The 26,062-nt window shown below is 68.7% G+C and carries 21 protein-coding genes and 1 tRNA gene; 2 read left to right on the top strand and 20 right to left on the bottom strand.

The features are described from left to right. Window positions 1–6: 6 nt before the first annotated feature. The 4 genes from MTE01_RS08160 to polA all read right to left on the bottom strand — a co-directional run bounded on the left by MTE01_RS08160 (window position 7) and on the right by polA (window position 7,046). Window positions 7–1,341: an MFS transporter gene (locus MTE01_RS08160; RefSeq protein WP_141376750.1), complete on the bottom strand. Its 1,335-nt coding sequence runs from the start codon at window positions 1,339–1,341 to the stop codon at window positions 7–9. Further along, window positions 1,338–2,408, bottom strand: coding sequence for an LLM class flavin-dependent oxidoreductase (locus MTE01_RS08155; RefSeq protein WP_103209618.1), 1,071 nt, complete (start codon window positions 2,406–2,408; stop codon window positions 1,338–1,340). The genes MTE01_RS08160 and MTE01_RS08155 overlap by 4 nt, the downstream gene beginning before the upstream one ends. A 98-nt stretch (window positions 2,409–2,506) precedes the next feature. Further along, entirely contained in the window at window positions 2,507–4,183 is a 1,677-nt protein-coding gene (locus tag MTE01_RS08150) for a DUF885 domain-containing protein (protein ID WP_103209616.1), read from the bottom strand. Between the two features lie 226 nt (window positions 4,184–4,409). After that, window positions 4,410–7,046 carry a DNA polymerase I gene (gene polA, locus MTE01_RS08145; protein WP_141376748.1) on the bottom strand — a complete coding sequence of 879 codons (2,637 nt, stop codon included), beginning with the start codon at window positions 7,044–7,046 and terminating at the stop codon, window positions 4,410–4,412. Between the two features lie 60 nt (window positions 7,047–7,106). Here polA and MTE01_RS08140 point away from each other — a divergent pair, with 60 nt between their 5' ends. Next, the gene (locus MTE01_RS08140) at window positions 7,107–7,538 is read left to right on the top strand and encodes a hotdog fold thioesterase (protein WP_103209985.1); all 432 of its coding nucleotides are present in this window, start codon (window positions 7,107–7,109) and stop codon (window positions 7,536–7,538) included. 154 nt (window positions 7,539–7,692) lie between these two features. Here the strand turns inward: MTE01_RS08140 and MTE01_RS08135 are convergent, their stop codons facing one another. Beyond that, complete coding sequence (locus tag MTE01_RS08135; RefSeq protein WP_103209612.1) at window positions 7,693–8,313, bottom strand: ANTAR domain-containing response regulator; 621 nt, start codon at window positions 8,311–8,313, stop codon at window positions 7,693–7,695. Between the two features lie 122 nt (window positions 8,314–8,435). On the opposite strand from MTE01_RS08135, the gene MTE01_RS08130 reads away from it, so the two are divergent. Further along, complete coding sequence (locus MTE01_RS08130; protein ID WP_141376746.1) at window positions 8,436–9,902, top strand: AAA family ATPase; 1,467 nt, start codon at window positions 8,436–8,438, stop codon at window positions 9,900–9,902. 51 nt (window positions 9,903–9,953) lie between these two features. Here MTE01_RS08130 and MTE01_RS08125 read toward each other — a convergent pair. From MTE01_RS08125 to rpe, 15 genes are all read right to left on the bottom strand, one after another. Beyond that, a tRNA-Leu gene (locus tag MTE01_RS08125) sits at window positions 9,954–10,034 on the bottom strand. Between the two features lie 88 nt (window positions 10,035–10,122). Then, window positions 10,123–11,568, bottom strand: coding sequence for a pyruvate kinase (gene pyk, locus MTE01_RS08120; RefSeq protein WP_116239746.1), 1,446 nt, complete (start codon window positions 11,566–11,568; stop codon window positions 10,123–10,125). A gap of 54 nt (window positions 11,569–11,622) precedes the next feature. Continuing rightward, window positions 11,623–13,089, bottom strand: coding sequence for a glutamate synthase subunit beta (locus tag MTE01_RS08115; protein ID WP_116239747.1), 1,467 nt, complete (start codon window positions 13,087–13,089; stop codon window positions 11,623–11,625). Then, window positions 13,082–17,659, bottom strand: a complete 4,578-nt coding sequence (gene gltB / locus MTE01_RS08110; protein ID WP_141376744.1) for a glutamate synthase large subunit — start codon at window positions 17,657–17,659, stop codon at window positions 13,082–13,084. The genes MTE01_RS08115 and gltB overlap by 8 nt, the downstream gene beginning before the upstream one ends. A 52-nt stretch (window positions 17,660–17,711) precedes the next feature. After that, window positions 17,712–18,716 (bottom strand): prolipoprotein diacylglyceryl transferase, encoded by a 1,005-nt coding sequence (gene lgt, locus MTE01_RS08105; RefSeq protein WP_103209599.1) that lies wholly within the window; start codon window positions 18,714–18,716, stop codon window positions 17,712–17,714. 10 nt (window positions 18,717–18,726) lie between these two features. Continuing rightward, complete coding sequence (trpA, locus tag MTE01_RS08100; protein ID WP_141376742.1) at window positions 18,727–19,518, bottom strand: tryptophan synthase subunit alpha; 792 nt, start codon at window positions 19,516–19,518, stop codon at window positions 18,727–18,729. Then, window positions 19,515–20,858 (bottom strand): tryptophan synthase subunit beta, encoded by a 1,344-nt coding sequence (gene trpB, locus MTE01_RS08095; protein ID WP_141376740.1) that lies wholly within the window; start codon window positions 20,856–20,858, stop codon window positions 19,515–19,517. Before trpB ends, trpA begins: the two co-directional genes overlap by 4 nt. Then, a complete protein-coding gene (gene trpC, locus MTE01_RS08090; RefSeq protein WP_141376739.1) occupies window positions 20,855–21,634 on the bottom strand; it encodes an indole-3-glycerol phosphate synthase TrpC in 780 nt (259 codons plus the stop codon). The genes trpB and trpC overlap by 4 nt, the downstream gene beginning before the upstream one ends. Further along, the gene (locus MTE01_RS08085) at window positions 21,634–21,864 is read right to left on the bottom strand and encodes a DUF6704 family protein (protein ID WP_103209588.1); all 231 of its coding nucleotides are present in this window, start codon (window positions 21,862–21,864) and stop codon (window positions 21,634–21,636) included. Before MTE01_RS08085 ends, trpC begins: the two co-directional genes overlap by 1 nt. Window positions 21,865–22,105: 241 nt before the next feature. After that, window positions 22,106–22,693, bottom strand: a complete 588-nt coding sequence (locus MTE01_RS08080) for a Trp biosynthesis-associated membrane protein (RefSeq protein WP_141376737.1) — start codon at window positions 22,691–22,693, stop codon at window positions 22,106–22,108. Further along, the gene (gene hisI, locus MTE01_RS08075) at window positions 22,693–23,031 is read right to left on the bottom strand and encodes a phosphoribosyl-AMP cyclohydrolase (protein ID WP_103209583.1); all 339 of its coding nucleotides are present in this window, start codon (window positions 23,029–23,031) and stop codon (window positions 22,693–22,695) included. The genes MTE01_RS08080 and hisI overlap by 1 nt, the downstream gene beginning before the upstream one ends. Further along, the gene (gene hisF / locus MTE01_RS08070) at window positions 23,028–23,792 is read right to left on the bottom strand and encodes an imidazole glycerol phosphate synthase subunit HisF (protein WP_103209580.1); all 765 of its coding nucleotides are present in this window, start codon (window positions 23,790–23,792) and stop codon (window positions 23,028–23,030) included. The genes hisI and hisF overlap by 4 nt, the downstream gene beginning before the upstream one ends. Next, complete coding sequence (hisG, locus tag MTE01_RS08065; RefSeq protein WP_103209578.1) at window positions 23,792–24,634, bottom strand: ATP phosphoribosyltransferase; 843 nt, start codon at window positions 24,632–24,634, stop codon at window positions 23,792–23,794. Before hisG ends, hisF begins: the two co-directional genes overlap by 1 nt. 46 nt (window positions 24,635–24,680) lie before the next feature. Further along, window positions 24,681–24,944 (bottom strand): phosphoribosyl-ATP diphosphatase, encoded by a 264-nt coding sequence (locus tag MTE01_RS08060; protein ID WP_055837422.1) that lies wholly within the window; start codon window positions 24,942–24,944, stop codon window positions 24,681–24,683. A 446-nt stretch (window positions 24,945–25,390) separates the two neighbouring features. Further along, window positions 25,391–26,062, bottom strand: coding sequence for a ribulose-phosphate 3-epimerase (gene rpe / locus MTE01_RS08055; RefSeq protein WP_141376735.1), 672 nt, complete (start codon window positions 26,060–26,062; stop codon window positions 25,391–25,393).

Below are 26,062 nucleotides of genomic sequence, written 5' to 3'. Positions count from 1 at the left end.
GAGGCGTTACGCCAGTGCCCGCCCGCGCTGCTCCCGCAGGAACAGCGCCGCGACCACGGCCACGGCGAAGAACGCGGCGAACACGACGAACAGCAGCGGCGCTCCCCCGACGCCGAGCAGAGGCGGCACGGCGAGAGGGGCGAGGATCGACGCGATGCGTCCGACGCCCGCGGCCCAGCCGGATCCGGTCGCCCGCAGCGGCGTCGGGTACGTCTCGGGCGTCGCGGCGTACAGAGCTCCCCATGCGCCGAGGTTGAAGAACGACAGCGCCATACCCGCGGCGATCACCGCTACTTCACCGGTTGCCGTACCGAAGAGCACCGCGGCCACCGCGGAACCGGCGAGGAAGGCCGCCAGCGTCGCGCGCCGCCCCCAGACTTCGATGAGCCAGGCGGCGACGGCATAGCCGGGCAGCTGCGCCAGCGTGATGACGAGGGTGAAGCCGAACGAACGCACGAGGTCGTACCCCTGGGCGACGAGGATGGTCGGGATCCAGATGAACGCCCCGTAGTACGAGAAGTTCACGCAGAACCACAGCACCCACAGCGCCGCCGTGCGCGCCCGCAGCGCCGGGGACCAGAGGGCCCTCACGCGGGGACGGGGGGCGGGAGCGGATGCCGGGACTCCCTCGGTCGACGCCTCGAGGGCGATCCGACCGGCCGCGGCCTCGAGATCCCGCACGATGACGATCGCCTCGGAATTGCGTCCGCGAGAAGCCAGCCAGCGCGGCGACTCGGGCAGACCCCACCGCACGATGAGCGCGTACACCGCGGGGATCGCGCCGAGCGCGAATGCCCAGCGCCAGCCATCGGCGGACGACGGCACGACGAGATAGCCGATGAGGGCGGCGGCGGTCCACCCGACGGCCCAGAACGCCTCGAGGAAGACGATGAGCCGACCCCGCATGCGGGCGGGTGCGAACTCGCTGACGTAGGTCGAAGCCACCGGAAGTTCGGCCCCGAGGCCGAGACCGACCACGAAGCGGAGCACGAGCAGCGCGGCCAGACCGCCCACCAGCGCACTCGCCCCGGTGGCCACGCCGTACACCAGCAGAGTCAGGGCGAAGACGTGACGCCGACCGAACCGGTCGGCCAACAGTCCGCCGACGCTCGCCCCGATCGCCATGCCGGCGAAGCCCGCCGACGCGATCCACGACGCCTGCGTCGGCGCCAGTTGCCACTGCACGCTGAGGGCCGCGATGACGAACGAGATGAGCCCCACGTCCATGGCATCCAGGGCCCAGCCCAGACCCGACCCGCCCAGGATCCGGCCGTGACGACGGGTGAACGGCAGCGCGTCGAGGCGTTCGGACACCCGGATGGTGTCGGTCGTCGTGGTCACCGGATGCCGGGAGCGTCGACCGACGCCGGGGTGTCGGCGAGCATCTCCTCGACGAGGGGACGCACCTTCGTGCCGTACAGCTCGATGCTCGACAGGAGCCGGTCGTGCGAGATCGACCCGCTCGCGATCTTCATCTGGAAGCGGGAGTTGCCGAGCGCGCGGACGGTCGCGGCGATCTTGCGAGCGACGGTCTCGGGCGACCCGACGTACATCGACCCCTCGGGTCCGACGTCGTGCTGGAAGCGCATGCGGTTGTACTCGGGCCAGCCCCGCTCGCGGCCGATGGTGTTGTTGAGTTCGGCGACGCCTTCGAAAGCCTCGTCCCACGCCTGCTCGTCGGTCTCGGCGACGTGGCCGGGAGAGTGCACCGAGATCGGCATCTGCGGCTTGCCGAGCTCGGCCAGCGAACGTCGGTACAGGTCGGCGTAGGGGCGGAATCGGGCCGCCGAGCCGCCGATGATCGCGAGCACGAGACCGTAGCCGTAGCGAGCCGTCCGGACGACCGACTCGGGAGAGCCGCCGACGCCGACCCAGGCGGTCAGGCCCTTCTCGGTCTTCGGGTAGACATCGGCATCCTGCAGCGCGGCGCGCGTGCGGCCCGACCAGGTGACGGGCTTCTCGGTCAGTAGGTGCGAGAACAGCTCGAGCTTCTCCTCGAACAGCTGCTCGTAGTCGGCGAGGTCGTAGCCGAAGAGGGGAAACGACTCGATGAAGGAGCCGCGGCCGAGGATGACCTCGGCACGTCCGTTCGAGATGGCATCCAGCGTCGCGAAACGCTCGTACACCCGCACCGGGTCGTCGCTCGAGAGGACGGTCACCGCGGTTCCGAGGTGGATGTCTTTCGTGCGCGCGGCGGCGGCGGCCAGGACGATCTCGGGGCTGGTGACCGCGAAGTCCTTGCGATGATGCTCGCCCACCCCGAAGAACGACAGGCCGACTTCGTCGGCGAGGACCGCCTGGTCGACGACGTTGCGGATGGTCTGCGCATCGGACAGCAGCGACCCGTCGGGCGCGCGCGAGATGTCTCCGAAGGTGTCGAGGCCGAGCTCGAGGGGACGGGCGTCCATGGGATCTCCTTGCATTCGGATGAATGAACTTTACGCGACGGCGGAGTATTCCCCGCATCGTCGAGGGGCGCCCGTTCAGCGGACGCCCCTCGGGGAGATCAGGCGGATGCCAGGGCTGCGCGAAGGGTGTCGAGACCCACGCCGCCGATGTCGAGCGCACGCGTGTGGAACTGCTTCATCGAGAAGTCGGCACCGCGGCGCTCCTGCTCTTCGTCGCGCACCTGCTCCCAGATGCGCTGACCGACCTTGTACGACGGCGCCTGTCCGGGCCAACCGAGGTAGCGGTTCACCTCGAAGCGCACGAACTCCTCGCTCATGTTGACGTTCTTCAGCATGAACGCCAGCGCGTAGTCGTGGTCCCACACGCCGGTGCCGTCCAGGCGCGGCTTCTGCAGGTGCACGCCGATATCGAGCACCACGCGGGCGGCGCGCATGCGCTGACCGTCGAGCATGCCGAGGCGGTCGGCGGGGTCGTCGAGGTAGCCCAGCTGCTCCATGAGGCGCTCGGCGTACAGCGCCCAGCCCTCGGCGTGGCCGCTCGTGCCCGCGAGCAGACGCCGCCACGAGTTGAGCTGGGCGCGGTTGTACACGGCCTGTGCGATCTGCAGGTGGTGGCCCGGAACGCCCTCGTGGTACACCGTCGTCAGTTCACGCCAGGTGTCGAACGTGTCGACACCCTCGGGCACCGACCACCACATGCGCCCCGGCCGCGAGAAGTCGTCGGTCGGACCGGTGTAGTAGATACCGCCCTCGTTCGTGGGAGCGATCATGCACTCGAGATTTCGGATGGGGGCGGCGATGTCGAAGTGCGTGCGGCCGAGTTCTTCGACGGCCCTGTCGCTCGTGCGCTGCATCCACTCCTGCAGGGCCTTCGTCCCGCGGAGCTTGCGCGACTCGTCCTTCTCGAGGAACGCGACCGCTTCCTCGACGCTCGCGCCCGGAAGGATCTCGTTCGCGATGGCCTCCTGTTCGGCGACCATGCGCGCGAGTTCTTCGACGCCCCACTCGTACGTCTCGTCGAGGTCGATCTCGGCACCGAGGAAATGGCGCGAGTGCAACGCGTACAGCTCGCGGCCGACCGCGTCGGACTCACCGGCAGCGGGAGCGAGCTCCGACGACAGGAACGACGCGAGCGAGTCGTACGCGACCCGCGCGGCGTTGGCGTTGGTGGAGAGGTCACGAGCGAGGGATGCCGGCAGCTGACCCTCGTCGGGAGCAGCCTCGCTCACGAACTCGGCGAAGAACCCCGTGTCCGAGGTGTAGCGGGCGATCTGCGTGACGACCTCCGTCACCTGGCGGCGGGCGGGAACGACGCCCTCGCTGATGCCTCGACGGAGGGTCGAGATATAGCCGTCGATGGCACGGGGCAGGTCCTTCAGTCGCGCCGAGATGGTCGACCAGTCGTCGGCGGTCGCCGTCGGCATGAGGTCGAAGGTCGAGCGGATGTCCTGCGCGGGAGACGCGATGACGTTCAGGTCGCGCAGATGCGTCTTCGCCTCGTGCTGCTCGATCATCAGGTCGAGCTCCCGGACCAGGTCCATCTTGGTGACGGTGTCGATCGCGTCGACCGTGTCGGCGCCGTCGAGAGCCGTCCTCGCCGCGCGGGCGTCGGCGATGAGGGCCTCGGCACCCTCGGGGCTGTAGTCGCCGAAGCGTCCGTTGTGCTCGAAACGCCCGATGTAGGTCGCGAGCGTCGGCTCTCGCTCGGCCAGGGTGTCGACCCACGCGTCCGCGATCGTGTCGATCGGCGTGGGGGTGCGTTGTGCGTCAGTCATCCTCCGAGCCTAGGGAAGCCGCGACCCGCGCGCACGCATCGCTGGCCTGAAGCGGTTCAGAGGGGGCTCACGGGGGGAGAGCTCGGCAGCGGAGGAGCCCGAGGCTCGTGCGGGTCCTCACCTTCCGGATTTTCCTCCCTCGGCACGTGGGCCCGGGGCGTTGCGCGCGGCACGTTCGCGGCCTCGGGCGACACCCCGTCGACCGTGGCGGCGAACGGATCGGCGCTTAGTGTCCCGCCTCGTCCCAGTCGCCTCCGCGCCCGATCTGCACGTCGAGCGGAACCGACAGGTCGGCGGCGTCGGCCATGCGCGCGCGCACGATCTGCTCGACGGCATCCCACTCCCCCGCCGCCACCTCGACGACGAGTTCGTCGTGGATCTGCAGCAGCACGCGCGAACGCAGGCCCGCGGACGCGAGTTCGTTGCGGATGCGGAAAAGCGCGACCTTCATGATGTCGGCGGCGCTGCCCTGGATGGGGGCGTTGAGAGCTGCGCGCTCGGCGTTCTCGCGCAGCACGCGGTTCATGCTCGTGAGGTCGGGGAACGGCCGGCGCCGGCCGAAGATCGTCTCGGTGTAGCCGTCTTGACGAGCCTGCTCGACCGATCCGCGCAGATAGTCGCGCACGGCGCCGAACCGGGCGAAGTACTCGAGCATGAGCTTCTTGGCCTCGGACTGCTCGATGCGCAGCTGCTTCGAGAGGCCGAACGCCGACAGACCGTAGACCAGTCCGTAGGACATCGCCTTGACCTTCGTGCGCATGGCCGGTGTGACGTCGGCCGGCTCGACGCCGAAGACACGCGCCCCCACGAAGCGGTGCAGGTCTTCGCCCGAGTTGAAGGCCTCGATAAGCCCCGGGTCCCCCGACAGGTGCGCCATGATGCGCATCTCGATCTGCGAGTAGTCGGCGGTGAGCAGCGTCTCGTAGCCCTCGCCGACCTCGAATGCCGCGCGGATGCGACGGCTCTCCTCGGTGCGGATCGGAATGTTCTGCAGGTTCGGGTCGGTACTGGAGAGGCGCCCGGTCTGGCTGCCGGTCTGCACGTATGTCGTGTGAATGCGGCCGTCGGCGCCCGTCGCGGTGTCGAGGGCGTCGATGATCTGCTTCAGCTTCGTCGCCTCGCGGTGGCGCAGCAGGAGATCGAGGAAGGGGTGGGCTGCGCTCTCTTGCAGGTCGGCGAGGGCGGCGGCATCCGTCGTGTACCCGCTCTTGGTCTTGCGCGTCTTCGGGAGCTGCAGCTCATCGAACAGCACCTCTTGCAGCTGCTTGGGCGAGCCCAGGTTGACCTCGTGGCCGATGGCGGCGTACGCATCGCGTGCGAGCGCGTCGGCGCGCGCCCCGAGCTCGGCCGAGAAGCCCGCGAGCTTCTCGTGCGAGACGGCGACGCCGGCGAGCTCCATGTCGGCGAGGGCCGTGAGGGTGGGCAGTTCGATGTCGTCGAGCACGCTCGCGACCGTCTCGGGCATGTCGGCGCGCTGCGCCTCGGCGACGCGGCGGGTGAACCACGACAGCTGGCTCGGGGTCGCGCCCTCGGTCTCGGGTACCAACTGAGTCGGGTCGGCCACCGGCAGCTTCTCGTCGAGCATGCGCTCGACGAGGTCGCCCAGCGTCTTGTCGGGGAAGCTCGGGCGCACGAGCCACCCGGCGAGGATCACGTCGAACGCCACACCGCCCACGGTTATACCCTCGCGCGCGAGAGCCTTGATCTGGGGCTTGGCGTCGGCGAAGACCTTGGGGGCGTCGGATGCCAGCCACCCTGCCAGCGCGTCGTGCACGGCCGGCGTCCACTCGGCCTCGACCGCGGCGTCGGCCGAGGCGAGTCCGACCGCGGTGGGCACGCCACCGGCCAGCGTGACGGTGACCCCGATCTCGCCGGTCGCATCGGCGGCCCACGCCGCGAGAGCTGCTGCGTCGAGCTGCGACGGTGTCGGGGCCGTGGCGGTGGGGCGCTGTTCTTCGACGATGCCCGCATCTGCGCCGAGAGCGTCGAATACGCGAGGCAGCAGGGTGCGGAACTCGAGACGCGCGAAGATGTCGCGCACAGCCTGTGCATCGAGCGGGTGCATCTTGAGGTCGCCGGGGCCGACCGGCAGCTCGACGTCGCGCAGCAAGCGGTTGAGCGCGCGGTTGCGGCGCACACCGTCGATGTGCTCGCGCAGGTTACCGCCCACGACGCCGGTGATCTTGTCGGCGTTCTCGAGAAGGGCGTCGAGCGAGCCCCACTGCGTCAGCCATTTGACGGCGGTCTTCTCTCCCACCTTGGGCACGCCCGGCAGGTTGTCGCTGGTCTCGCCGACGAGGGCCGCGATCTCGGGGTACTGGGCGGGCGGAAGGCCGTACTTCTCGATGACGGCGGCGGTGTCATAGCGCTTGAGCTGCGAGACTCCCTGCACGTTCGGGTAGAGCAGCGTGACGTCGTCGGTGACGAGCTGGATCGTGTCTCGGTCGCCCGAGCACACCAGCACCTCGAAGCCCTGCTGCTCGCCCTGCGTGGCGAGAGTCGCCAGGATGTCGTCGGCCTCGAAATCCTCTTTCGCGAGCACCGGCACGCCCATGGCGCGCAGACAATCCTGGAGAAGAGGGATCTGGCCCTTGAACTCGGCCGGCGACTCGCTGCGGTTCGCCTTGTACTCGGCGTACTCGCGCGTGCGGAACGACTGTCGCGACGTGTCGAAAGCGACCGCGAGGTGCGTCGGCTTCTCGGCCTTCACGAGGTTCACGAACATCGACAGGAACCCGTAGATACCGTTGGTGTGCTGGCCGTCCTTCGTCGAGAAGTTGTCGACCGGCAGGGCGTAGAACGCCCGGTACGCCAGCGAATGGCCGTCGACGACGAGGAGAGTAGGCTTTTCGGCATCCGTCACCCCTCCAGCGTAACGAGAACCACGGACACTCCCCCGGCCCCGGCCCGATCGAAGGCGATGATGACCTCCACGACTCCCGACACGACCTCCGGCCTCGACTGGGCGAAGGAGCGCGGAATGGGCGCCCTGGCCGAGAAGATGGGCATCGAGTGGGTCGAGTTCTCGGTCGAGCGCAGCGTGGCCACCATGCCGGTAGAGGGCAACACGCAGCCTGTCGGTCTGATGCACGGCGGTGCCTACGTCGTCCTGGGCGAGTCGCTCGGATCGATGGCGGCCAACCTCTACGCCGGGTCGGGCAAGCTCGCCGTGGGCATCGACATCAATGCCACGCACACGCGCTCCGCGACCTCGGGCGTCGTGACGGGCGTCTGCACGCCGATCCACCTCGGCCGTTCGCTGACCGTGCATGAGATCGTCGTGTCCGACGAACAGGGCCGCCGCTGCTCGACGATCCGCATCACCAACATGATCAAGGACGCCTCGCGCTCCTGACACGCCGAGGGACCCGGGCTTCGGCAAACCCGCGGAGCCGCGCGATGGCCCGCGGCCGCCGAGGTGCGGCGCCACCCGATCGCACCGCAACCGGGTGCACAGAGACGAAAAATGGATGCCACCGCAGTGGCATCCATTTCACGAGAAGTCCCGCTCAGCCCTTCTTGGGGGCCAGCTGCTCGATGATCGCCTTCGCGACGTCCTGCATGGTGAGGCGGCGATCCATCGACGCCTTCTGGATCCAGCGGAAGGCCTCGGGCTCGGACAGGCCCATCTTCTCGTTGAGCAGGCCCTTGGCGCGGTCGACGAGCTTGCGGGTCTCGAAGCGCTCGACCATGTCGGCGACCTCGGCCTCGAGCGTGATGATCTGTTCGTAGCGCGCGAGGGCGATCTCGATCGCCGGAAGCAGGTCGTTCGGGGTGAAGGGTTTCACGACATACGCCAGGGCGCCGGCTTCGCTGGCGCGCTCGACGAGCTCTTTCTGGCTGAACGCGGTGAGCAGCACGACGGGAGCGATGTGGTTCTTGCTGAGCTTCTCGGCAGCGCTGATGCCGTCGAGCTGCGGCATCTTGACGTCCATGATCACCAGATCAGGGCGCAGCTCGGTGGCGAGCTGAACGGCAGTCTCGCCGTCACCGGCCTCGCCCACCACGTCGAAACCGTTGTCGCGGAGGATCTCGACGATGTCGAGGCGGATGAGCGACTCGTCTTCCGCGACGACGACACGGCGGGGGGCTGCCGGAGCGTTGGCCGGAACGGCTTCTTGATCAGTCACGGAACCATCCTAGGCCGGGAACGGTTCTGTGTCGGTCCGCATGCTGGATCTCCGGCTCTGACAGTGTGGGTTGGACACAGCAGCCGGTGCTCTGTGGCGTTGCGCCGGGGGAAGCAGGTCTCGTGTCGCGGGTGGTGAAGAACAGAAGTTCCGCCGTTTGGCAGCGACTGGAATTGATCGACGGTCTCGTCCAGCGGTTCGATGTCGAGTCGTCTCCTGTGCTGGCCCCCGGGTCGATCGAGCTTCGACGGTTCACCACCTTCGCGGGAATGCATGGAGCAGGCAAGAGCTATCTCCTTGCGGCAATCGGGGATGGCCTGCCGGGCTGGCAGACCACGCTCGGCTTGCCGATAGAGAACGACGGCAGTGACGCTCGACTCAGCGGCTCGTATCGTCTCCATCTCGAGCATCCCGCAGTTCACGAGATCGCGTACTCGCGCCCGCTCCACTGGGAGCAGCGTCGCAGCGAAGATGAACGCCACGAACCACTTGTCGTGACACGTCTGACGGCATACGTCGCAGAGAGTGAGCGCGCCATGGCCGCTCAGGAAACCGTCTTCTTGCGGCGCTTCAGAATGATCGAGCGGGATGAGCTCACCCGGAGCGAGATCGACATCGTCGGTCTCATCACGGGGCACGTTTACGAACGCGTCGTATACGGAGTACTCGGCGAAGGGCGTGACATGTTCCCATTCGTTGAAGCGATGCGTGACGGACGAGTGGTGAACTCCTGGTCGATGAGCGCGTCGGAGTATTGGGTGCACTTCGTTCTCCAGCATCTACGCGGCGCAGACGCGAACGAGCTCGTCTTGATCGACGAGCCTGAGACGTCGCTCGCGCTGCCCGGCCATCGACCGTTCATCGACGAGATCGCTCGGCTCACCCTTTCCACAGGATGCCAAACTCTGATCGCAACGCATTCGGAGACCATGCTGGAACGTGTCCCGCCCGCATTGATCCGTCATGTCGGTGCCTCGGAGGACGGAAGCGTCGTCACTCCCATCACCAACGCTGCATCACTCCTCAGTTCGCTCGGGCGGTCACCGAGGCCGGTTGCATGTCTCCTCTTCGTGGAGGACGACTTGGCAATGCAGATCCTTCACGAAATCCTTCGCATCTTCGCGGCGGACGAGCTCGACAGGTTCGACGTCGTCGGCAGTGCCGGGAAGGACGAGGCTATCCGCGCCGCCAAGTTGGTCGCTCGATCGCGACGGTTGAGTGCGATGGCTGTGCTCGACGGTGATCAACGAGAGTGCGGAGCCGCCGACGGCGTTTCGTTCCTGCCCGGCACTCAAGAACCTGAGTTGATGCTTGTGAACGCGCTGAGGAGCGACGTCGATGAGTCCTCGAACGCTCTCCGCGTGGACCCCGTCGATCTGCGCGTGGCGCTCGACGCTGTCCGGTTCTCCACGCACCAGCGAGTGTTCGTCGCGATAGCCGAATCGCTGAATGGCGTCAGCGCTGAAGAGCTACGCTCACACGCGATTCGGCTCTGGCTGTCGGACTCTGCTGTGCTCGCCGAAGCGAGGGCGTTGGCGGAGCGGCTACTCGGGCGCATTTCTCACGCCAGATCGTTCGTCTCTCGCTGACCGGCTCCTTCACTGCGCGAGGAGCCGACACGAGACTCGGTCAAACAGGAGTACCGGTGGTGGGACTCGAACCCACACGTCTTTCGACAGAGCATTTTGAGTGCCCCGCGTCTGCCATTCCGCCACACCGGCAGGTGTTGCTTTCCAACCTACCGGCGGTGACGCCGGGGTGGGAACGTGAAGACGCGCGCCGGGCGAACCCGGCGCGCGTCACCGAGGGTCAGACCTCTTTGTACACCGGGGCCGCACCGTGCACGGCATCGCCGACACGGTGTACGCGCAGGTCGTTCGTCGAGCCGGCGATTCCGGGAGGGGAACCCGAGATCACGACGACCTTGTCCCCCACCTCGGCCAGCTTGTTCGAGAGCAGGTACTCGTCGACCTGCAGGAACATCTTGTCGGTGTGCGACACGTGCTCCACGAGGGTGGAGCGCACGCCCCACGTCAGTGCCAGGCGGCGGCGGATGCCGGGCTCGGGCGTGAACGCGATCATGGGGATGGTCGAGCGCAGGCGCGACATACGACGTGCCGAGTCGCCCGACTCGGTGAAGACGCACAGGAACTTCGCCTCGACGAAGTCGGCGACCTCGACGGCGGCCAGGGTGATGGCTCCACCCTGCGTGCGCGGCTTGTTGGTCAGGGGCGCGATGCGCTCCAGACCGTGTTCCTCGGTCGAGGCGACGATCCGGGCCATGGTCTCGACGACCACGACCGGGTAGTCGCCGACGCTCGTCTCGCCCGAGAGCATGACCGCGTCCGCGCCGTCGAGGACGGCGTTGGCGACGTCGGAGGTCTCTGCACGCGTGGGCACCGGGCTGGTGATCATCGACTCGAGCATCTGCGTCGCCACGATGACCGGCTTCGCCATGCGGCGGGCCAGCTCGACGGCGCGCTTCTGCACGATCGGAACAGCCTCGAGGGGCAGCTCGACGCCGAGGTCGCCACGGGCGACCATGATGCCGTCGAATGCGTCGATGATCTCCTCGAGGTTGTCGACCGCCTGCGGCTTTTCGATCTTGGCGATGACGGGGACGTAGCGTCCCTCTTCGGCCATGATCTCGTGCACGCGCTCGATGTCTTTGGCATCGCGGACGAACGAGAGGGCGATGAGGTCGGCGCCGGCGTTGAGACCCCAGCGGAGGTCCGCCTCGTCCTTCTCGCTGAGCGCGGGGACGTTGACGGCCACACCGGGCAGGTTGATGCCCTTATTGTTGGACACCGGCCCGCCGACGATGACCTTGGTGGTGACGACGGTGCCGTCGGTCTCGACGACCTCGACGCGGACCTTGCCATCGTCGATGAGCAGGAAGTCGCCGGGGCGGACGTCCTGGGGCAGGCCCTTGAACGTGGTGCCGACGATCTCCTTGGTGCCCAGGATGTCTTCGACGGTGATCTTGAAGATGTCGCCGGGAAGCAGGTCGTGAGGGCCGTTCTCGAACTTGCCGAGGCGGATCTTCGGGCCCTGCAGGTCGACGAGGGCCGCGACCGGTCGGCCGGCGTCCTCTGCCGCCTTGCGCACGTTGGCGAAGTTGGCGTCATGCACGGAGTAATCTCCGTGGCTCAAGTTGAGGCGGGCGACGTCCACCCCGGCGTCGATGATGGCGCGAACCATCTCATACGACGACGTGGCGGGCCCGAGTGTTGCGACGATCTTGGCGCGTCTCATCCGTTTTCAAGCTCCGTGAGGATTTCGGGAAGTGGCCGATCGGCCCTTACCAGCTTAGGCGGGCAGGAGGCCGATGGCGACATCGGTCGGGCGCACCGGCGCGGGCAGCACCGTCTCGCCCATGAGGAACGTGTCGACCTCGGCGGCGGCCGCGCGGCCTTCGGCGATGGCCCACACGATGAGGGACTGTCCGCGACCGGCATCTCCGGCGACGAACACGCCCGGGGTGGTGGTGGCGTAGGTCGCGTCACGTTCCACGTTGCCGCGGTTCGTGAACTGCGTGCCGAGCTGGCTCTCGAGGTGCTCGCGCTCCGGGCCGGTGAAGCCCATCGCGATGAGCACCAGGTCGGCCGGGATCTCGCGCTCGGTGCCGCTCTTGGGGACGCGTCGTCCGTCGACGTACTCGGTCTCGGCGACGCGCAGAGCACGCACCTCGCCCGCGGCATTGCCGAGGAACTCCACGGTGGAAGCGAGGAACGTCCGCTCCCCGCCCTCTTCGTGAGCGGATGCCATCTCGAACAGGTTCGGCATCATCGGCCAGGGCTGCTCGGCCGGTCGTTCGGACGGCGGCTGCTTGCCGATCGCGAGGTTGGTCACGCTCAGCGCGCCCTGACGGTGCGCGGTGCCGATGCAGTCGGCTCCGGTGTCGCCGCCTCCGATGACGACGACGTGCTTGCCCGCGGCGCTGATCTGGTGCGGCACCTGGTCGCCCGCGACGGCCTTGTTGCCCTCGACGAGATACTCCATGGCGTAGTGCACGCCGTCGAGGTCGCGGCCCGGGATCGCGAGGTCGCGCGGAACGGTGGAGCCGGTGGCCACCACGACGGCGTCGTACCGGGCCCGCAGGTCGCTCCACGAGACGTCCTTGCCGATCTCGACGCCGGCGCGGAAGCGCGTGCCCTCCGCCTGCATCTGGCGAAGGCGCAGCTCGAGGTGGCGCTTCTCCATCTTGAAGTCGGGGATGCCGTAGCGCAGCAGGCCGCCGATGCGGTCGTCGCGCTCGAACACCGCGACCGTGTGGCCGGCGCGCGTGAGCTGCTGGGCGGCGGCGAGGCCGGCGGGGCCGGAGCCCACGACGGCGACCGTCTTGCCGGTCAGTCGCTCCGGCGGCTCGGGCTCGACCCAGCCGTTGCCGAACGCCTCGTCGATGATCGAGACCTCGACCTGCTTGATCGTCACGGCCGGCTGGTTGATGCCGAGCACGCACGAGCTCTCGCAGGGGGCGGGGCAGAGGCGCCCGGTGAACTCCGGGAAGTTGTTCGTCGCGTGGAGGCGCTCGATGGCTGCGCGGCCCTCACCTCGCCACGTCAGGTCGTTCCACTCGGGGATGAGGTTCCCGAGTGGACAGCCCTTGTGGCAGAACGGGATGCCGCAGTCCATGCACCGACCGGCCTGGCGCTTGATGACGGCCGAATCCCCCGGCTCGTACACCTCTTTCCAGTCCATGATGCGCACCGGCACCGGCCGGCGCGGCGGGAGCTCGCGCTCCGTCGTCTTGAGAAAGCCCTTCGGGTCAGCCACCCGTCACCTCCAGAATGCGCTTCCAGACGACGTCGCCGTCGGGGTCGAGCCCCTCGGTGACCGCCTCCTGGCGGGTCTGCAGCACAGCGGCGTAGTCGCGCGGCAGCACCCGGACGAAGTTGTCCACCTCGGCCTCGAAGTCGTCGAGCAGACGTCGGGCCAGCGTGGAATCGGTCTCTGCGACGTGCTTCTCGAGCAGGTCGCGGAGGATCTCGGCATCCCCCGATCCGAGGGAACCGAGTTCGAGCTCACCGGATGCCATGGCCTCGCGGTTCACCAGGTCACGGTCGAGCTTGTAGACGTAGGCCTGACCGCCCGACATTCCTGCGCCGAGGTTACGACCGGTGGCGCCGAGGATCACGGCGAGGCCGCCGGTCATGTACTCGAGCGCGTGGTCGCCCACGCCCTCGACGACCGCGGTGGCACCCGAGTTGCGCACGAGGAAGCGCTCCCCCACCACACCGTTCAGGAACATCTGCCCCTGCGTGGCGCCGTAGCCGATGACGTTCCCGGCGATGACGTTCTGGGACGCCTCGAACGTCGAGCCGCGCGGCGGGCGGACGACGATCGTTCCGCCCGACAGGCCCTTGCCGACGTAGTCGTTCGAGTCGCCCTCGAGCCGCAGCGTGATACCGGCGGGCATGAACGCGCCGAACGATTGTCCGGCCGAACCCGTCAGGCGCACGTCGATCGAGTTCTCCGGCAGACCGTGCTCGCCCCGCGCCTTGGTGACGTGGTGTCCGAGCATGGTCCCCACCGCGCGGGCGGTGTTGCGGATCGGCAGGTCGATCGTGAGCTGACCGCCGCTGGCGATGACGTCCTGCGCGCGCTCGATGAGCTGCACGTCGAAGTGGTCGTCGAGCTCGTGGTCCTGGTTGCGGGCGTGGCGGCGCGGTTCGTCCTCGGCGAAACGGGGCCCCTCGAGGATCGGCGCGAGGTTGAGGCCCCGTGCCTTCCAGTGCTGGATCGCCTCATTGGCATCCAGCAGCTCCGAACGACCCACGATCTCGTCGATCGAGCGGTAGCCCATCGCGGCGAGGTACTCGCGTACCTCCTGGGCGATGAACTCCATGAAGTTGACGATGTACTCCGCTTTGCCGGTGAAGCGTTCGCGCAGCACCGGGTTCTGCGTCGCGACACCCACGGGGCAGGTGTCGAGGTGGCACACGCGCATCATGATGCAGCCCGACACGACGAGTGGGGCGGTGGCGAAGCCGAACTCCTCGGCGCCGAGCAGCGCGCCGATGATGACGTCGCGCCCGGTCTTCATCTGCCCGTCGACCTGCACGACAACGCGGTCGCGCATGCCGTTGAGCATGAGGGTCTGCTGCGTCTCGGCCAGGCCCAGCTCCCACGGGGTGCCCGCGTGCTTGAGCGAGTTCATCGGGCTCGCGCCCGTGCCGCCGTCCTGGCCCGAGACCAGGATGACGTCGCTCAGCGCCTTGGCGACTCCCGCCGCGACCGCACCGATACCCGACTGGCTGACGAGCTTCGTGTGGATGCGAGCCGAGGGGTTGGCGCGCTTGAGGTCGAAGATAAGCTGCTTGAGGTCTTCGATCGAGTAGATGTCGTGGTGCGGCGGCGGCGAGATGAGCCCGACGCCGGCGGTCGCGTGACGCGTGCGCGCCACCCACGGGTACACCTTGGTCGGCGGCAGCTGACCTCCCTCGCCGGGCTTGGCGCCCTGCGCGAGCTTGATCTGGATGTCGTCGGCCTTGGTGAGGTACAGGCTCGTCACTCCGAAGCGACCGGATGCCACCTGCTTGATGGCACTGCGGCGCTCGGGGTCGAGCAGCCGGTCGACGTCTTCTCCGCCCTCGCCGGTGTTCGACTTGCCGCCGATGCGGTTCATCGCGACGGCGAGCACCTCGTGCGCCTCTTTGGAGATCGAGCCGTAGCTCATGGCACCGGTCGAGAAGCGCTTGACGATCGCCGAGACGGGCTCGACCTCGTCGATCGGCACCGCGGGACGCGTGCCGGTGCGCAGGCCGAAGAGGCCGCGGAGCGTCTTGAGCTCGTGTGCCTGGTCGTCGATCAGCTGCGTGTATTCGCGGAAGATGTCGTACCGGCGCTCGCGCGTGGCGTGCTGCAGGCGGAAGACCGTGTCGGGGTTGAACAGGTGCGGGGCCCCGTCACGGCGCCACTGGTACTCGCCACCGGTCCACAACCGCTCATGCGCACGCGCCGCCGCGTCCTGCGGGTAGGCGTACTCGTGGCGCGCGGCGTTCTCGGCCGCGATGACGTCGAGGCCCACCCCGCCGAGCTTGGTCTCGGTGCCGGTGAAGTAGGCGTCGATGAAGTCGCGCGACAGGCCCACGGCCTCGAACACCTGGGCGCCCGCGTACGACGACACCGTCGAGATGCCCATCTTCGACATGATCTTCAGCACGCCCTTGCCGAGCGCGTAGATCAGGTTCTTGACGGCCTTCTCGGGCGTGACGTTCGTGATGAAGCCGGCGCGCACGAGATACTCGACGGTCTCCATCGCGAGGTACGGGTTGACCGCCGACGCGCCGTAGCCGATGAGGGTCGCCACGTGGTGCACCTCGCGCACGTCGCCGGCCTCCACGACGAGACCCACCTTCATCCGCGTCTCTTTGCGGATGAGGTGGTGGTGGACGGCTGCCAGCATGAGCAGCGACGGGATCGGCGCCAGGTCTTTGTTCGAGTCGCGGTCGCTGAGCACGATGAACTCGGCGCCGTCCTCGATGGCCTGGTCGACCTCGGTGCACATCTGCGAGAGGCGCTTCTGCAGGCCCTTGTGCCCCGCCTCGACGCGGTAGAGACCGCGGATCGTCACCGAGGAGCGACCCGGCAGAGCCGTGTCGATGTGCTGGATCTTGGCGAGCTCGTCGTTGTCGATCACGGGGAAGTCGAGCGTCACCGTGCGGGTGTGCTCGGGCCCCCAATCGAGGAGGTTGCGCTCGGGACCGAGACCCAGTGACAGCGAGGTCACGACCTCTTCGCGGATCGAGTCCAGCGGCGGGTTGGTGACCTGCGCGAACTGCTGCGAGAAGTAGTCGAACAGCAGGCGTGGCCGATCGCTGAGCACGGCGACGGGAGCATCGCTGCCCATCGCGCCGAGGGGCTCGGCACCGGCCTGACCCATCGGGGTCAGCAGGATTCGCACCTCTTCTTCGGTGTAGCCGAAGGTGCGCTGACGACGCGTGATCGAGGCGATGGGGTGAACGATGTGCTCGCGCTCGGGCAGCTCGCTGAGCTTGACCCGGCCCTTGTCGACCCACTCGCCCCACGGGTGCAGCGCTGCGAGTTCGGACTTGATCTCTTCGTCCTCGACGATGCGCCGCTGGGCCGTGTCGACGAGGAACATACGACCGGGCTGCAGGCGTCCGCGACGCTTGATGCGCTCGGGGGCGAAGTCGAGCACGCCGGTCTCGGAACCGATGACGACGAGACCGTCGGTCGTCTCAGTCCATCGACCCGGGCGCAGGCCGTTGCGGTCGAGGGTCGCGCCGACCAGCGTGCCGTCGGTGAAGATGAGCGCGGCGGGTCCGTCCCAGGGCTCCATCTGCATGGAGTGGAAGTCGTAGAAGGCGCGCAGCGCGGGGTCGATCGTCGCCTGCTTCTCGTACGCCTCGGGGACCATCATCATGATCGCGTGGGGCAGGCTGCGGCCGGTGAGGGTCAGCAGCTCGAGGACCTCGTCGAAGGACGCCGAGTCGCTGGCACCCTCGGTGCAGATGGGCAGCAGCGGACGGACGTCGCCGATCAGCTCGGATTCGAGCTGCGACTGGCGCGCGCGCATCCAGTTGCGGTTGCCCTTGACGGTGTTGATCTCGCCGTTGTGCGCGAGCATTCGCAGCGGCTGCGCGAGCGGCCACGACGGGAACGTGTTCGTCGAGTAGCGCGAGTGAACGACGGCGAGCTCGGACGCGAAGCGCTCGTCCTGCAGGTCGGGGTAGAACGGCTCGAGCTGGAGTGTCGTGACCATGCCCTTGTAGCCGAGCGTGCGACTCGACAGCGACACGAAATACGCCTCGAGCTCGTGGCGGGCGCGCTTGCGCAGGCGGTAGACGCGGCGATCGAGCTCGATGCCCGAGAGTGCCGGTCGATCGCCCGTCGCGGGACGCGAGACGAACAATTGCTCGAAGGCGGGCCGTGCCTCGTACGCGAGCTTGCCGAGGTTCTCGGGCTCGACCGGCACCTCGCGCCAGCCGAGCACCTCGAGGTTCTCGTGGCGTGCGATCTCTTCGATCCCCGCCTTCATCGCGGCCCGCTCGTCGTGGCCGAGCGGCAGGAACACCATGCCGGCCGCGTACTCCCCCACCGGCGGCAGGTCGAAGTCGACCACCGCGCGCAGGAACGCGTCGGGCATCTGGGTCAGGATGCCGGCACCGTCGCCGGTGCCCGCGTCGGAACCGATGGCTCCGCGGTGCTCGAGGTTGCGCAGCGCCGTCAGCGCCAGATCGATGATGTCGTGACCGGCTTCGCCGCGGAGAGTGGCGACCATGGCGAGGCCACAGGCGTCTTTCTCGAACGACGGGTCGTACATTCCCTGACGGGCGGGGAATGCGCCTCCGACGGTGTCGGAACGCAGGCTGGAAGCCATATCAACCGTCCTCACGTTGATGCTTCGAATGGGACGACGTCGGCCCAGGAAATTAGTTCGTGGCGGGGCTGCTTGTGGCGCTGGTGCCGACGGTGTCGCTCGTCGCGGGCGGCTCGCTCACGTCGACGAAGTCAGAGGGGTCGCCTGAGTCTACAGCCCCCGGAGCCTTCGACTCGCGACCCGGCGCGTACGGCGACGGCTCGTAGCCGTGGTGGCGACGCGACTGGACGACGAAGATGACGATGCCGAGGATCACGCCGAAGATGGCAGCCCACACGTTCGTGCGCAGGCCCAGGATGATGTCGCTCGGGTCGACGCGGATCGATTCCCAGACGATGCGGCCCGCGGAGTACCAGACGAGGTAGATCGCGAACTGCTTCCCCCACTGCAGCGTGAAGCGCTTGCCGACGTACAGGATCACCGCGGCGCCGAGCAGGTTCCAGATGACCTCGTAGAGGAAAGTCGGCTGGAAAAGGGTGCCCGATGGCAGTCCGACCGGGATGGCGGGGTTTCCCGAGGCGATCTCGAGGCCCCACGGAAGGTCGGTGGGCTGACCGAAGAGCTCCTGGTTGAACCAGTTGCCGAAACGCCCCATCGCCTGGGCGATGATGAGGCCCGGAGCCAGGGCGTCGGCGAAGGTCCAGAAGCGGATGCCGGTCCAACGGCATCCGAGGATGGCGCCGATCGCGCCACCGATCAGGGCGCCGTAGATGGCGATGCCGCCCTCCCAGATGGCCCACACGGAGCCCGGCTGGGTGATGTTCCAGGGGTTCGAGCCCGGCCCGAAGTAGAAACCGGCGTGCGTGGCCACGTGGTAGATGCGCGCCACGACGATCGCGAGCGGGACCGCCAGCAGGCAGATGTCGATGACGACCCACTTCTCGGCACCTCGACGCGTCAGGCGCGCGTTCGTCAGGAAGATCGCGACGATGATGCCCGCGACGATGCACAGGGCATAGAAGTGGATACGAAGCGGGCCGAGGTCGACGTACGAGATGGTCGGGCTCGGGATGCTGGCGAGCACGCCGGAGGCGGCGCTCGAGAGGGCGAACGTCATGGGATCGAGTCTAGGCGCGCTGCGCAGTGCCCGCAGACAGCTCGCGCGCGAGGTCCGAGAGGCCCTCGACGCCGCCGTCGCGAAGCGCCTTGACCAGCGCGGTACCCACGATCGCCCCGTCGGCGTACTCGACGACACCGGCGACCTGCTCGGCGTTCGAGATGCCGATGCCGACGCACGCGTGCTCGGCCCCGAACGACCGCAGGCGCTCCACGAGACCCCGAGCCGCGGCATCCAGCTGCGCCCGTTCCCCCGTGATGCCCATGGTCGACACCGTGTACACGAAGCCCGTGGACGCCTGGACGATCATCTGCAGTCGCTCGTCCGACGAGGTCGGGGCGGCGAGGAAGACGCGGTCGAGGCCCGTGCGCTCGCTCGCGGCGATCCAGACGGCGCCGGCGTCGGGAGTGATGTCGGGCGTGATGAGTCCCGCTCCCCCGGCCGCCACGAGCTCGTCGGCGTACCGGTCGACGCCGTACTGCTCGACGAGGTTCCAATACGTCATGACGAGGATCGGCACGTGGGTGCGCGCGGTGACCTCGCGGATGATGGTGAACAGATCGGCCATGCGGAACCCGTTGGACAGCGCGGTCTGCGTTGCCTCCTGGATGACCAGACCGTCCATCACCGGATCGCTGTAGGGCGGCCCGAGTTCGATGACGTCGGCACCGGCTTCGGCCAGCGCGACGGCCGCCTCGATGCTCGTGGCGACGTCGGGGAAGCCCGCGGGCAGGTACCCGACGAAAGCGCCGCGTCCCTCCGCCCGGGCGGCCTCGATGGCCGCGGAGACACGCGAGGTCACAGCTCGACTCCTGCGCCGCTGGCGGCGTCGGCAGCCGGGGCCACGTCGACGGGCGAGCCGGGAGCGGATGCCACGGTCGCTGCCGCACGTGTCTGCGGGGCGCCCTCGGGGCCTTCGGGCGCGTGCTCCGCGTCGTACAGGTCGAAGTAGCGCGCCGCGGTGTCCATGTCCTTGTCGCCGCGACCCGAGAGGTTGATGGCGATCACGGCATCCGGACCCAGCTCGCGACCGATGCGCAGGGCTCCGGCGAGGGCGTGGGCCGACTCGATGGCGGGGATGATGCCCTCGGTTCGGGACAGCAGGCGGAGGGCCTGCATCGCCTCGTCGTCGGTGGCGGGGATGTACTGAGCCCGACCGATGTCGGCGAGCCACGCGTGCTCGGGACCGACACCGGGGTAGTCAAGACCGGCCGAGATCGAATGCGACTCCGTGGTCTGACCGTCTTCGTCTTGCAGCACATACGTGCGGGCGCCGTGGAGGACCCCCGGGCGACCGCGTTCGATCGACGCGGCGTGCTGAGGCGTGTCGACGCCGTCGCCGGCCGCCTCGACGCCGTAGAGCGCGACGCCCTCGTCGTCGAGGAACGCCTCGAACATGCCGATCGCGTTCGAGCCGCCGCCGACGCACGCGAAGACTGCATCGGGAAGGCGACCCAGGCGCTGGAGGAACTCGGCGCGGGTCTCTTCGCCGATGATCTTCTGGAAGTCGCGGACCATCGCCGGGAAGGGGTGGGGGCCTGCGGCCGTGCCGAAGATGTAGTTGGTCGTCTCGACCGAGGCGACCCAGTCGCGATAGGCCTCGTTGATCGCGTCCTTCAGCGTGCGCGAACCGGTGGTCACCGGAATCACCTCGGCGCCGAGAAGGCGCATGCGCGCGACGTTGAGGGCCTGACGTTCGGTGTCGACCTCGCCCATGTAGACGACGCACTCGAGGCCGAACAGGGCCGCGGCGGTCGCGGTGGCGACGCCGTGCTGGCCCGCGCCGGTCTCGGCGATCACGCGCGTCTTGCCGAGGCGCTTGGTGAGCAGCGCCTGACCGAGGACGTTGTTGATCTTGTGCGAGCCGGTGTGATTGAGGTCTTCGCGCTTGAGGAAGACGCGCGCTCCCCCGGCGTGCTCGGCGAAACGCGGCACCTCCGTGAGCACCGAGGGTCGTCCCGCGTAGTCGTGCAGGAGCGCGCTCAGCTCGGCGTGGAACTCCGGGTCGGCCATGGCCGACTCGTAGACCTCGGTGAGCTCGTCGATCGCCGCGATCAGCGACTCGGGCATGTAGCGGCCGCCGAAGTCGCCGAAGAACGGCCCCTTCTGGTCGCGCAGGTCGGGGGTGGGAGCGGTGGTCATGTCGTCTCCTGGAGGAACGCACGGAGCGTGGCGACGGGGTCGCCGGTCACGAGGGCTTCGCCCACGAGGACCACGTCCGCGCCCGCGGCGCGGTAGTGCGCGACGTCGGCGGGCGCGAGCACGGCGGACTCCGCGATCTTGATCGCATCGGCCGGGAACCGCTCGGCGAGAGAGCCGAAGAGATCGCGATCGAGCTCGAAGGTCGAGAGGTTGCGGGCGTTGACACCGATGAGCTTCGCCCCCAGCTGTGAGGCGCGCTCGAGTTCTTCCGCCGAGTGCGTCTCGACGAGGGCGGTCATGCCGAGGTCGGTGACGAGACCGTACAGCTCGGTGAGCGTCTTCTGATCGAGGGCCGCCACGATGAGCAGCACGAGGTCGGCACCGGAGGCGCGGGCTTCGAGCACCTGGTACGGGGTGGCGATGAAGTCCTTGCGCAGCACCGGCACGCTCACCGCCGAGCGGACGGCCTCGAGGTCGGCGAGGCTCCCTTTGAACTTGCGCCGCTCCGTGAGCACCGAGATCGCCGACGCTCCGCCTTCTTCGTACAGGCGGGCCTGACGTGCGGGGTCGGGGATCGCCGCGAGGTCGCCGCGAGACGGGCTCGCGCGCTTGACCTCCGCGATGATCTTCACGCGCTCGGCGGGGGCGAGCATCGCCAGGGCGTCTCGCGCGGGCGTCTGCGCGAGGGCATCGCGCTCCACCGCGGCGAGGGGCCGCGACTGAGCACGTTCCTCGGCGTCTTCTACCGCCCCGGCCGTGAGATCGGCCAGTGCCATCAGTGGGCCTTCGGGTTGGACTTCGCGCCGTTCGCGCCGTAACCGGCCTTGGTCATGGCCCAGCCGACGATCGCGCCGACAAGGAGCAGACCCACCGAGGCCCACACCAGGACGGGCATGTCGAGCCAGAAGAACAGCGTGCCGAGCGTGAACGCGACGAGCATGATGATCACGGCCGTCCAGGCGGCGGGCGAGTGTCCGTGGCCGGGGTCGCCGATGGGGTTGCTCATGGGGCTCCTTACAGTCGCGCGCGAGCGCGGGGGAAAGCGTCGGATCAGTCTACCGAAGCGAGGGTGCGGTCCCGGCGCGGTCGTCTCGATGTCGCGAGTTCTGGAGTGTCGGCCGTGCCGACCGCCGTGATGACCTGCGGTCACCGGTTGCTGCACTCGCGAACGCCCTCGGCGAGCGTGTACCGGGGCAGCGCCCGTTCATCGGGGGATCTTCGCCGGGCGGGCGATGCGCCCACCGCGCTCAGGCGGTGGGGTCGTCGCCGCGCGAGAGATCGTCCCAGGAGTCGATCGCGTCGTGCGGTCGACCGGTGTCGCCTCCCGTCTCGTCCGCGGTCCGGTACTTGCGGCTCGCGCCGGAGGCCCACCGGCGCGCGGTGACGAGGGTGAAGACGGATGCCGAGAGCAGGACGATCTGAGCGACCAACGTCACGGCGGGCCACGGCGTCAGCGCGAGATCGCGCACGAGGGAGGCCACGGCATCCGTTCCCGAGATGCCCGTCGCGTCGGTGACGGTCGCCGCGGTCGCCGAGACCGGGGTCGCGAGGAGGATCTGCGCGGTGCCGATACCGACGAAGGCGGCGATCAGCAGACCGAGAGCGCCGAAGACGTGACGCAGCACCGGCCCGACGATCGAGAGGGCGGCGCCGAGAGCGAGCGCGGCCAGACTCAACGGGGTGAGCACCGGGAGCGCCTCGGCACCCGGTACGGCCAGGGTCTGCTGGGCGCCGTCGTCGAGGGTGACGTCGATCCAGGTCTGCGTCGAGGCGATCACACCGATCGCTCCGGCCAGCAGCATCGCCAGCACCGCCGTCGAACGGGCGCGACGCATCAGCTCTCCCCCACGACCGGATGCAGGTCGTCGGCGTCGAAGCACGTGTGATCGCCCGTGTGGCACGCGGCGCCGATCTGGTCGACCTCGATGAGCAGGGTGTCGCCGTCGCAGTCGAGGCGCGCGCCCTTGACGAGCTGGATGTGGCCCGAGGTGTCGCCCTTGCGCCAGTACTCCCCGCGCGAGCGCGACCAGAATGTCACACGGCCGGTCGTGAGCGTGCGGTTCAGGGCCTCGGCATCCATCCACCCGACCATCAGCACCTCGCGCGAGTCGAACTGCTGGATCACCGCGGCCACAAGGCCGTCGGCGTCGTACTTCACGCGGTCGACGCTCATCGGCGCACCTCGATCCCTTCGGCCGCCATGGCGTCCTTCACCTGTCCGACGCTCAGCTGGCCGGAGTGGAACACGGATGCCGCCAGCACGGCGTCCGCGCCGGCCTGGATCGCCGGGGCGAAGTGCTCGAGCGCGCCCGCACCCCCCGAGGCGATGACCGGCACGGCGGCGACCTGGCGCATGAGACGGACCAGCTCGAGATCGAAGCCCTGCTTCGTGCCGTCGGCGTCGATGGAGTTGACCAGCAGTTCCCCCGCTCCGCGCTCGACGGCCTCGCGCGCCCATTCGAGGGCGTCGAGGGTCGTCTCGGTGCGGCCGCCGTGGGTGGTCACCACGAAACCGGAGGGAGTGGATGCCGAACGCTTCACGTCGAGCGAGAGCACGATGACCTGTGCGCCGAAGCGGTCGGCGATCTCGCCGATGAGGTCGGGGCGCGCGATCGCGGCCGAGTTCACGCCGATCTTGTCGGCGCCGACCGCGAGCAGGCGGGCGACATCGTCGTCGGAGCGCACTCCCCCGCCGACCGTCAGCGGGATGAAGACCTGCTCGGCCGTGCGGCGGACGACGTCGTACGTCGTCGAGCGCTCGTCGACCGTGGCGGTGACATCGAGGAACGTGACCTCGTCGGCGCCCTGGTCGAAGTAGAGCTTCGCGAGCTCGACCGGGTCGCCCATGTCGCGAAGGTCGAGGAAGTTGACGCCCTTCACGACGCGGCCGCCCGCGACGTCGAGGCACGGGATCACGCGACGCGCGAGGGTCATCAGAGCCTCGCGGCGAGGATCTCGGTGACGAGGATCGCGCGTGCGCCGATCGCGTAGAGCTCGTCCATGACGCGGTTGACGTCGCGGCGCGGGCTCATGACGCGCACGGCGACCCATTCGGGGTCGCGCAGCGGCGAGATCGTCGGCGACTCCAGGCCCGGGGCCACGGCGATCGCCTGGTCGACGAGGTCCGCGGGCAGGTCGTAGTCGACCAGCACGTACTTGCGCGCCGCCAGGACACCGCGCAGGCGCCGCAGGAGCGTCTCGGTTCCCTCGACCTCGTTCGGGCCCGAGATCAGGACGGCGTCGCTCTCGAGCAGCACCGGCCCGAAGATCTCGAGCCCCGCCTGACGCAGCGTCGTGCCGGTCGAGACGACGTCGGCCACGGCATCCGCCACTCCGAGCTGGACGGCGGACTCGACGGCTCCATCGAGCGGGACGATGTCGACGGCGATGCCGCGCTCGTCGAGGAACGCATCGACCAGACCCGGATAGGCGGTCGCTACGCGCAGGCCCTGGAGGTCCTGCACGTCGGTGAAGCGGCCGGGGCGGCCGGCGAAGCGGAACGTGGAGCCGGCGAAGCCGAGCGACTCGACCTCTCGGGCGCCGGGCATGCGGGCGTCGAGCAGCAGGTCGCGGCCGGTGATGCCGACATCGAGCGCGCCCGAGCCGACGTAGGTCGCGATGTCCCGCGGACGGAGGTAGAAGAACTCGACCTCGTTGACGGGGTCGACGGTGTACAGGTCTTTCGAGTCGCGTCGTCCGGTGTATCCGGCCTCCGAGAGCATCTCGGCGGCGGTCTCGGCGAGCGACCCCTTGTTCGGCACGGCGATGCGCAGCATGTCGGGGGCTTTCGTTTCGAAGGGAGCTGGGGGTCGAGAGCGCGGCTCAGAGATGTCGGTAGACGTCCTCGAGCGACAGGCCCTTCGCGAGCATGAGCGTCTGCAGGTGGTAGAGCAGCTGCGAGATCTCTTCGGCCGCGGCGGCGTCGGACTCGTACTCGGCGGCCATCCACACTTCGGCTGCCTCTTCGACGATCTTCTTGCCGATCGCGTGCACGCCGGCGTCGAGCTGCGCGACGGTGCCGGATCCCTCGGGTCGCTCGACGGCCTTGGCGCTGAGTTCCGCGAACAGGTCGTCGAAGGTCTTCACCTGTCCAGGGTATCGGGTCGGCGGGGGTGGGGCTGCCCGCGGAGCCCCCGGGTCCCGGCATCCGGCGCTCTCACGCATAAACGCTCTGCGCGCGCATAAACGCTCTGCGCGCGCGTAAACACGGGGAGAGCGCGTTTATGCGCGTGGATCGCGTTTATGCGTGCGGGTTGTTCGGGGTGCGTGTGCGTCCGGTGCGGGTGCGCGGTGCGGGTGGTGCGCGCGCGGGGTCCGCGGGGCCGGGTGCCGGATGCGGGTGGTGCGGGTGCCGGCTGGTGCGCGGAGGGACACGCACGACGCCGGATGTAGCCGGAGCGGGTTCTCGGGCACGCATAAACGCTATTCGCGCGCGTAAACGCGGGGAGAGCGCGTTTATGCGCGTGGATCGCGTTTATGCGGGGGGTGCAGCCGCGGCCGGAGACGGCGGGGCGACCGAGCGGCCCCGACCGTCAGTGGCGGTGGCGGGCGGCCGAGGCGCGCAGGGACTGGATCGCGCGGTCGGGGTCGTCGGCGCCGAAGACCGCGGAGCCGGCGACGAAGGTGTCCGCCCCGGCTTCGGCGGCCTGCGCGATCGTCGACTCGCCGATACCGCCGTCGACCTGCAGCCAGACGCTCGAGCCTCGCCGTTTCGCCTCGTCGGCGAGCGTGCGGAGCTTGGGCATGGTCTCGGGCATGAAGGACTGGCCCCCGAATCCGGGCTCGACCGTCATGACGAGGATCTGGTCGAACTCGTTGAGCGAGTCGAAGAGATTCTCGACGGGCGTCCCGGGCTTGACCGCCACTCCGGCTCGGGCGCCGATCGAGCGCAGCTGCCGGGCGAGGGCGACGGGCGACGCCGCGGCCTCGAGATGGAAGGTGACGGATGCCGCACCCAGCTCGGCGTACGCCGGAGCCCAGCGGTCGGGGTCGTCGATCATCAGGTGCACATCCAGCGGCACGGGGCTCGTCTCTTGAATGCGTCCGACCATCTGCGGGCCGAAGGTCAGATTCGGCACGAAATGGTTGTCCATCACGTCGACGTGCACGAAGTCGGCGCCCGCGATGCGTGCGAGCTCGGCTTCCATGTTCACGAAGTCGGCGGCGAGGATACTCGGGTTGATGCGCGGGGCGTCGGTAGGCAC

Source organism: Microbacterium testaceum (genome assembly GCF_006539145.1).
In the GTDB taxonomy this organism is placed as follows: Bacteria; Actinomycetota; Actinomycetes; order Actinomycetales; family Microbacteriaceae; genus Microbacterium; species Microbacterium testaceum.
This window is presented reverse-complemented; position numbering and strand designations above follow the sequence as displayed.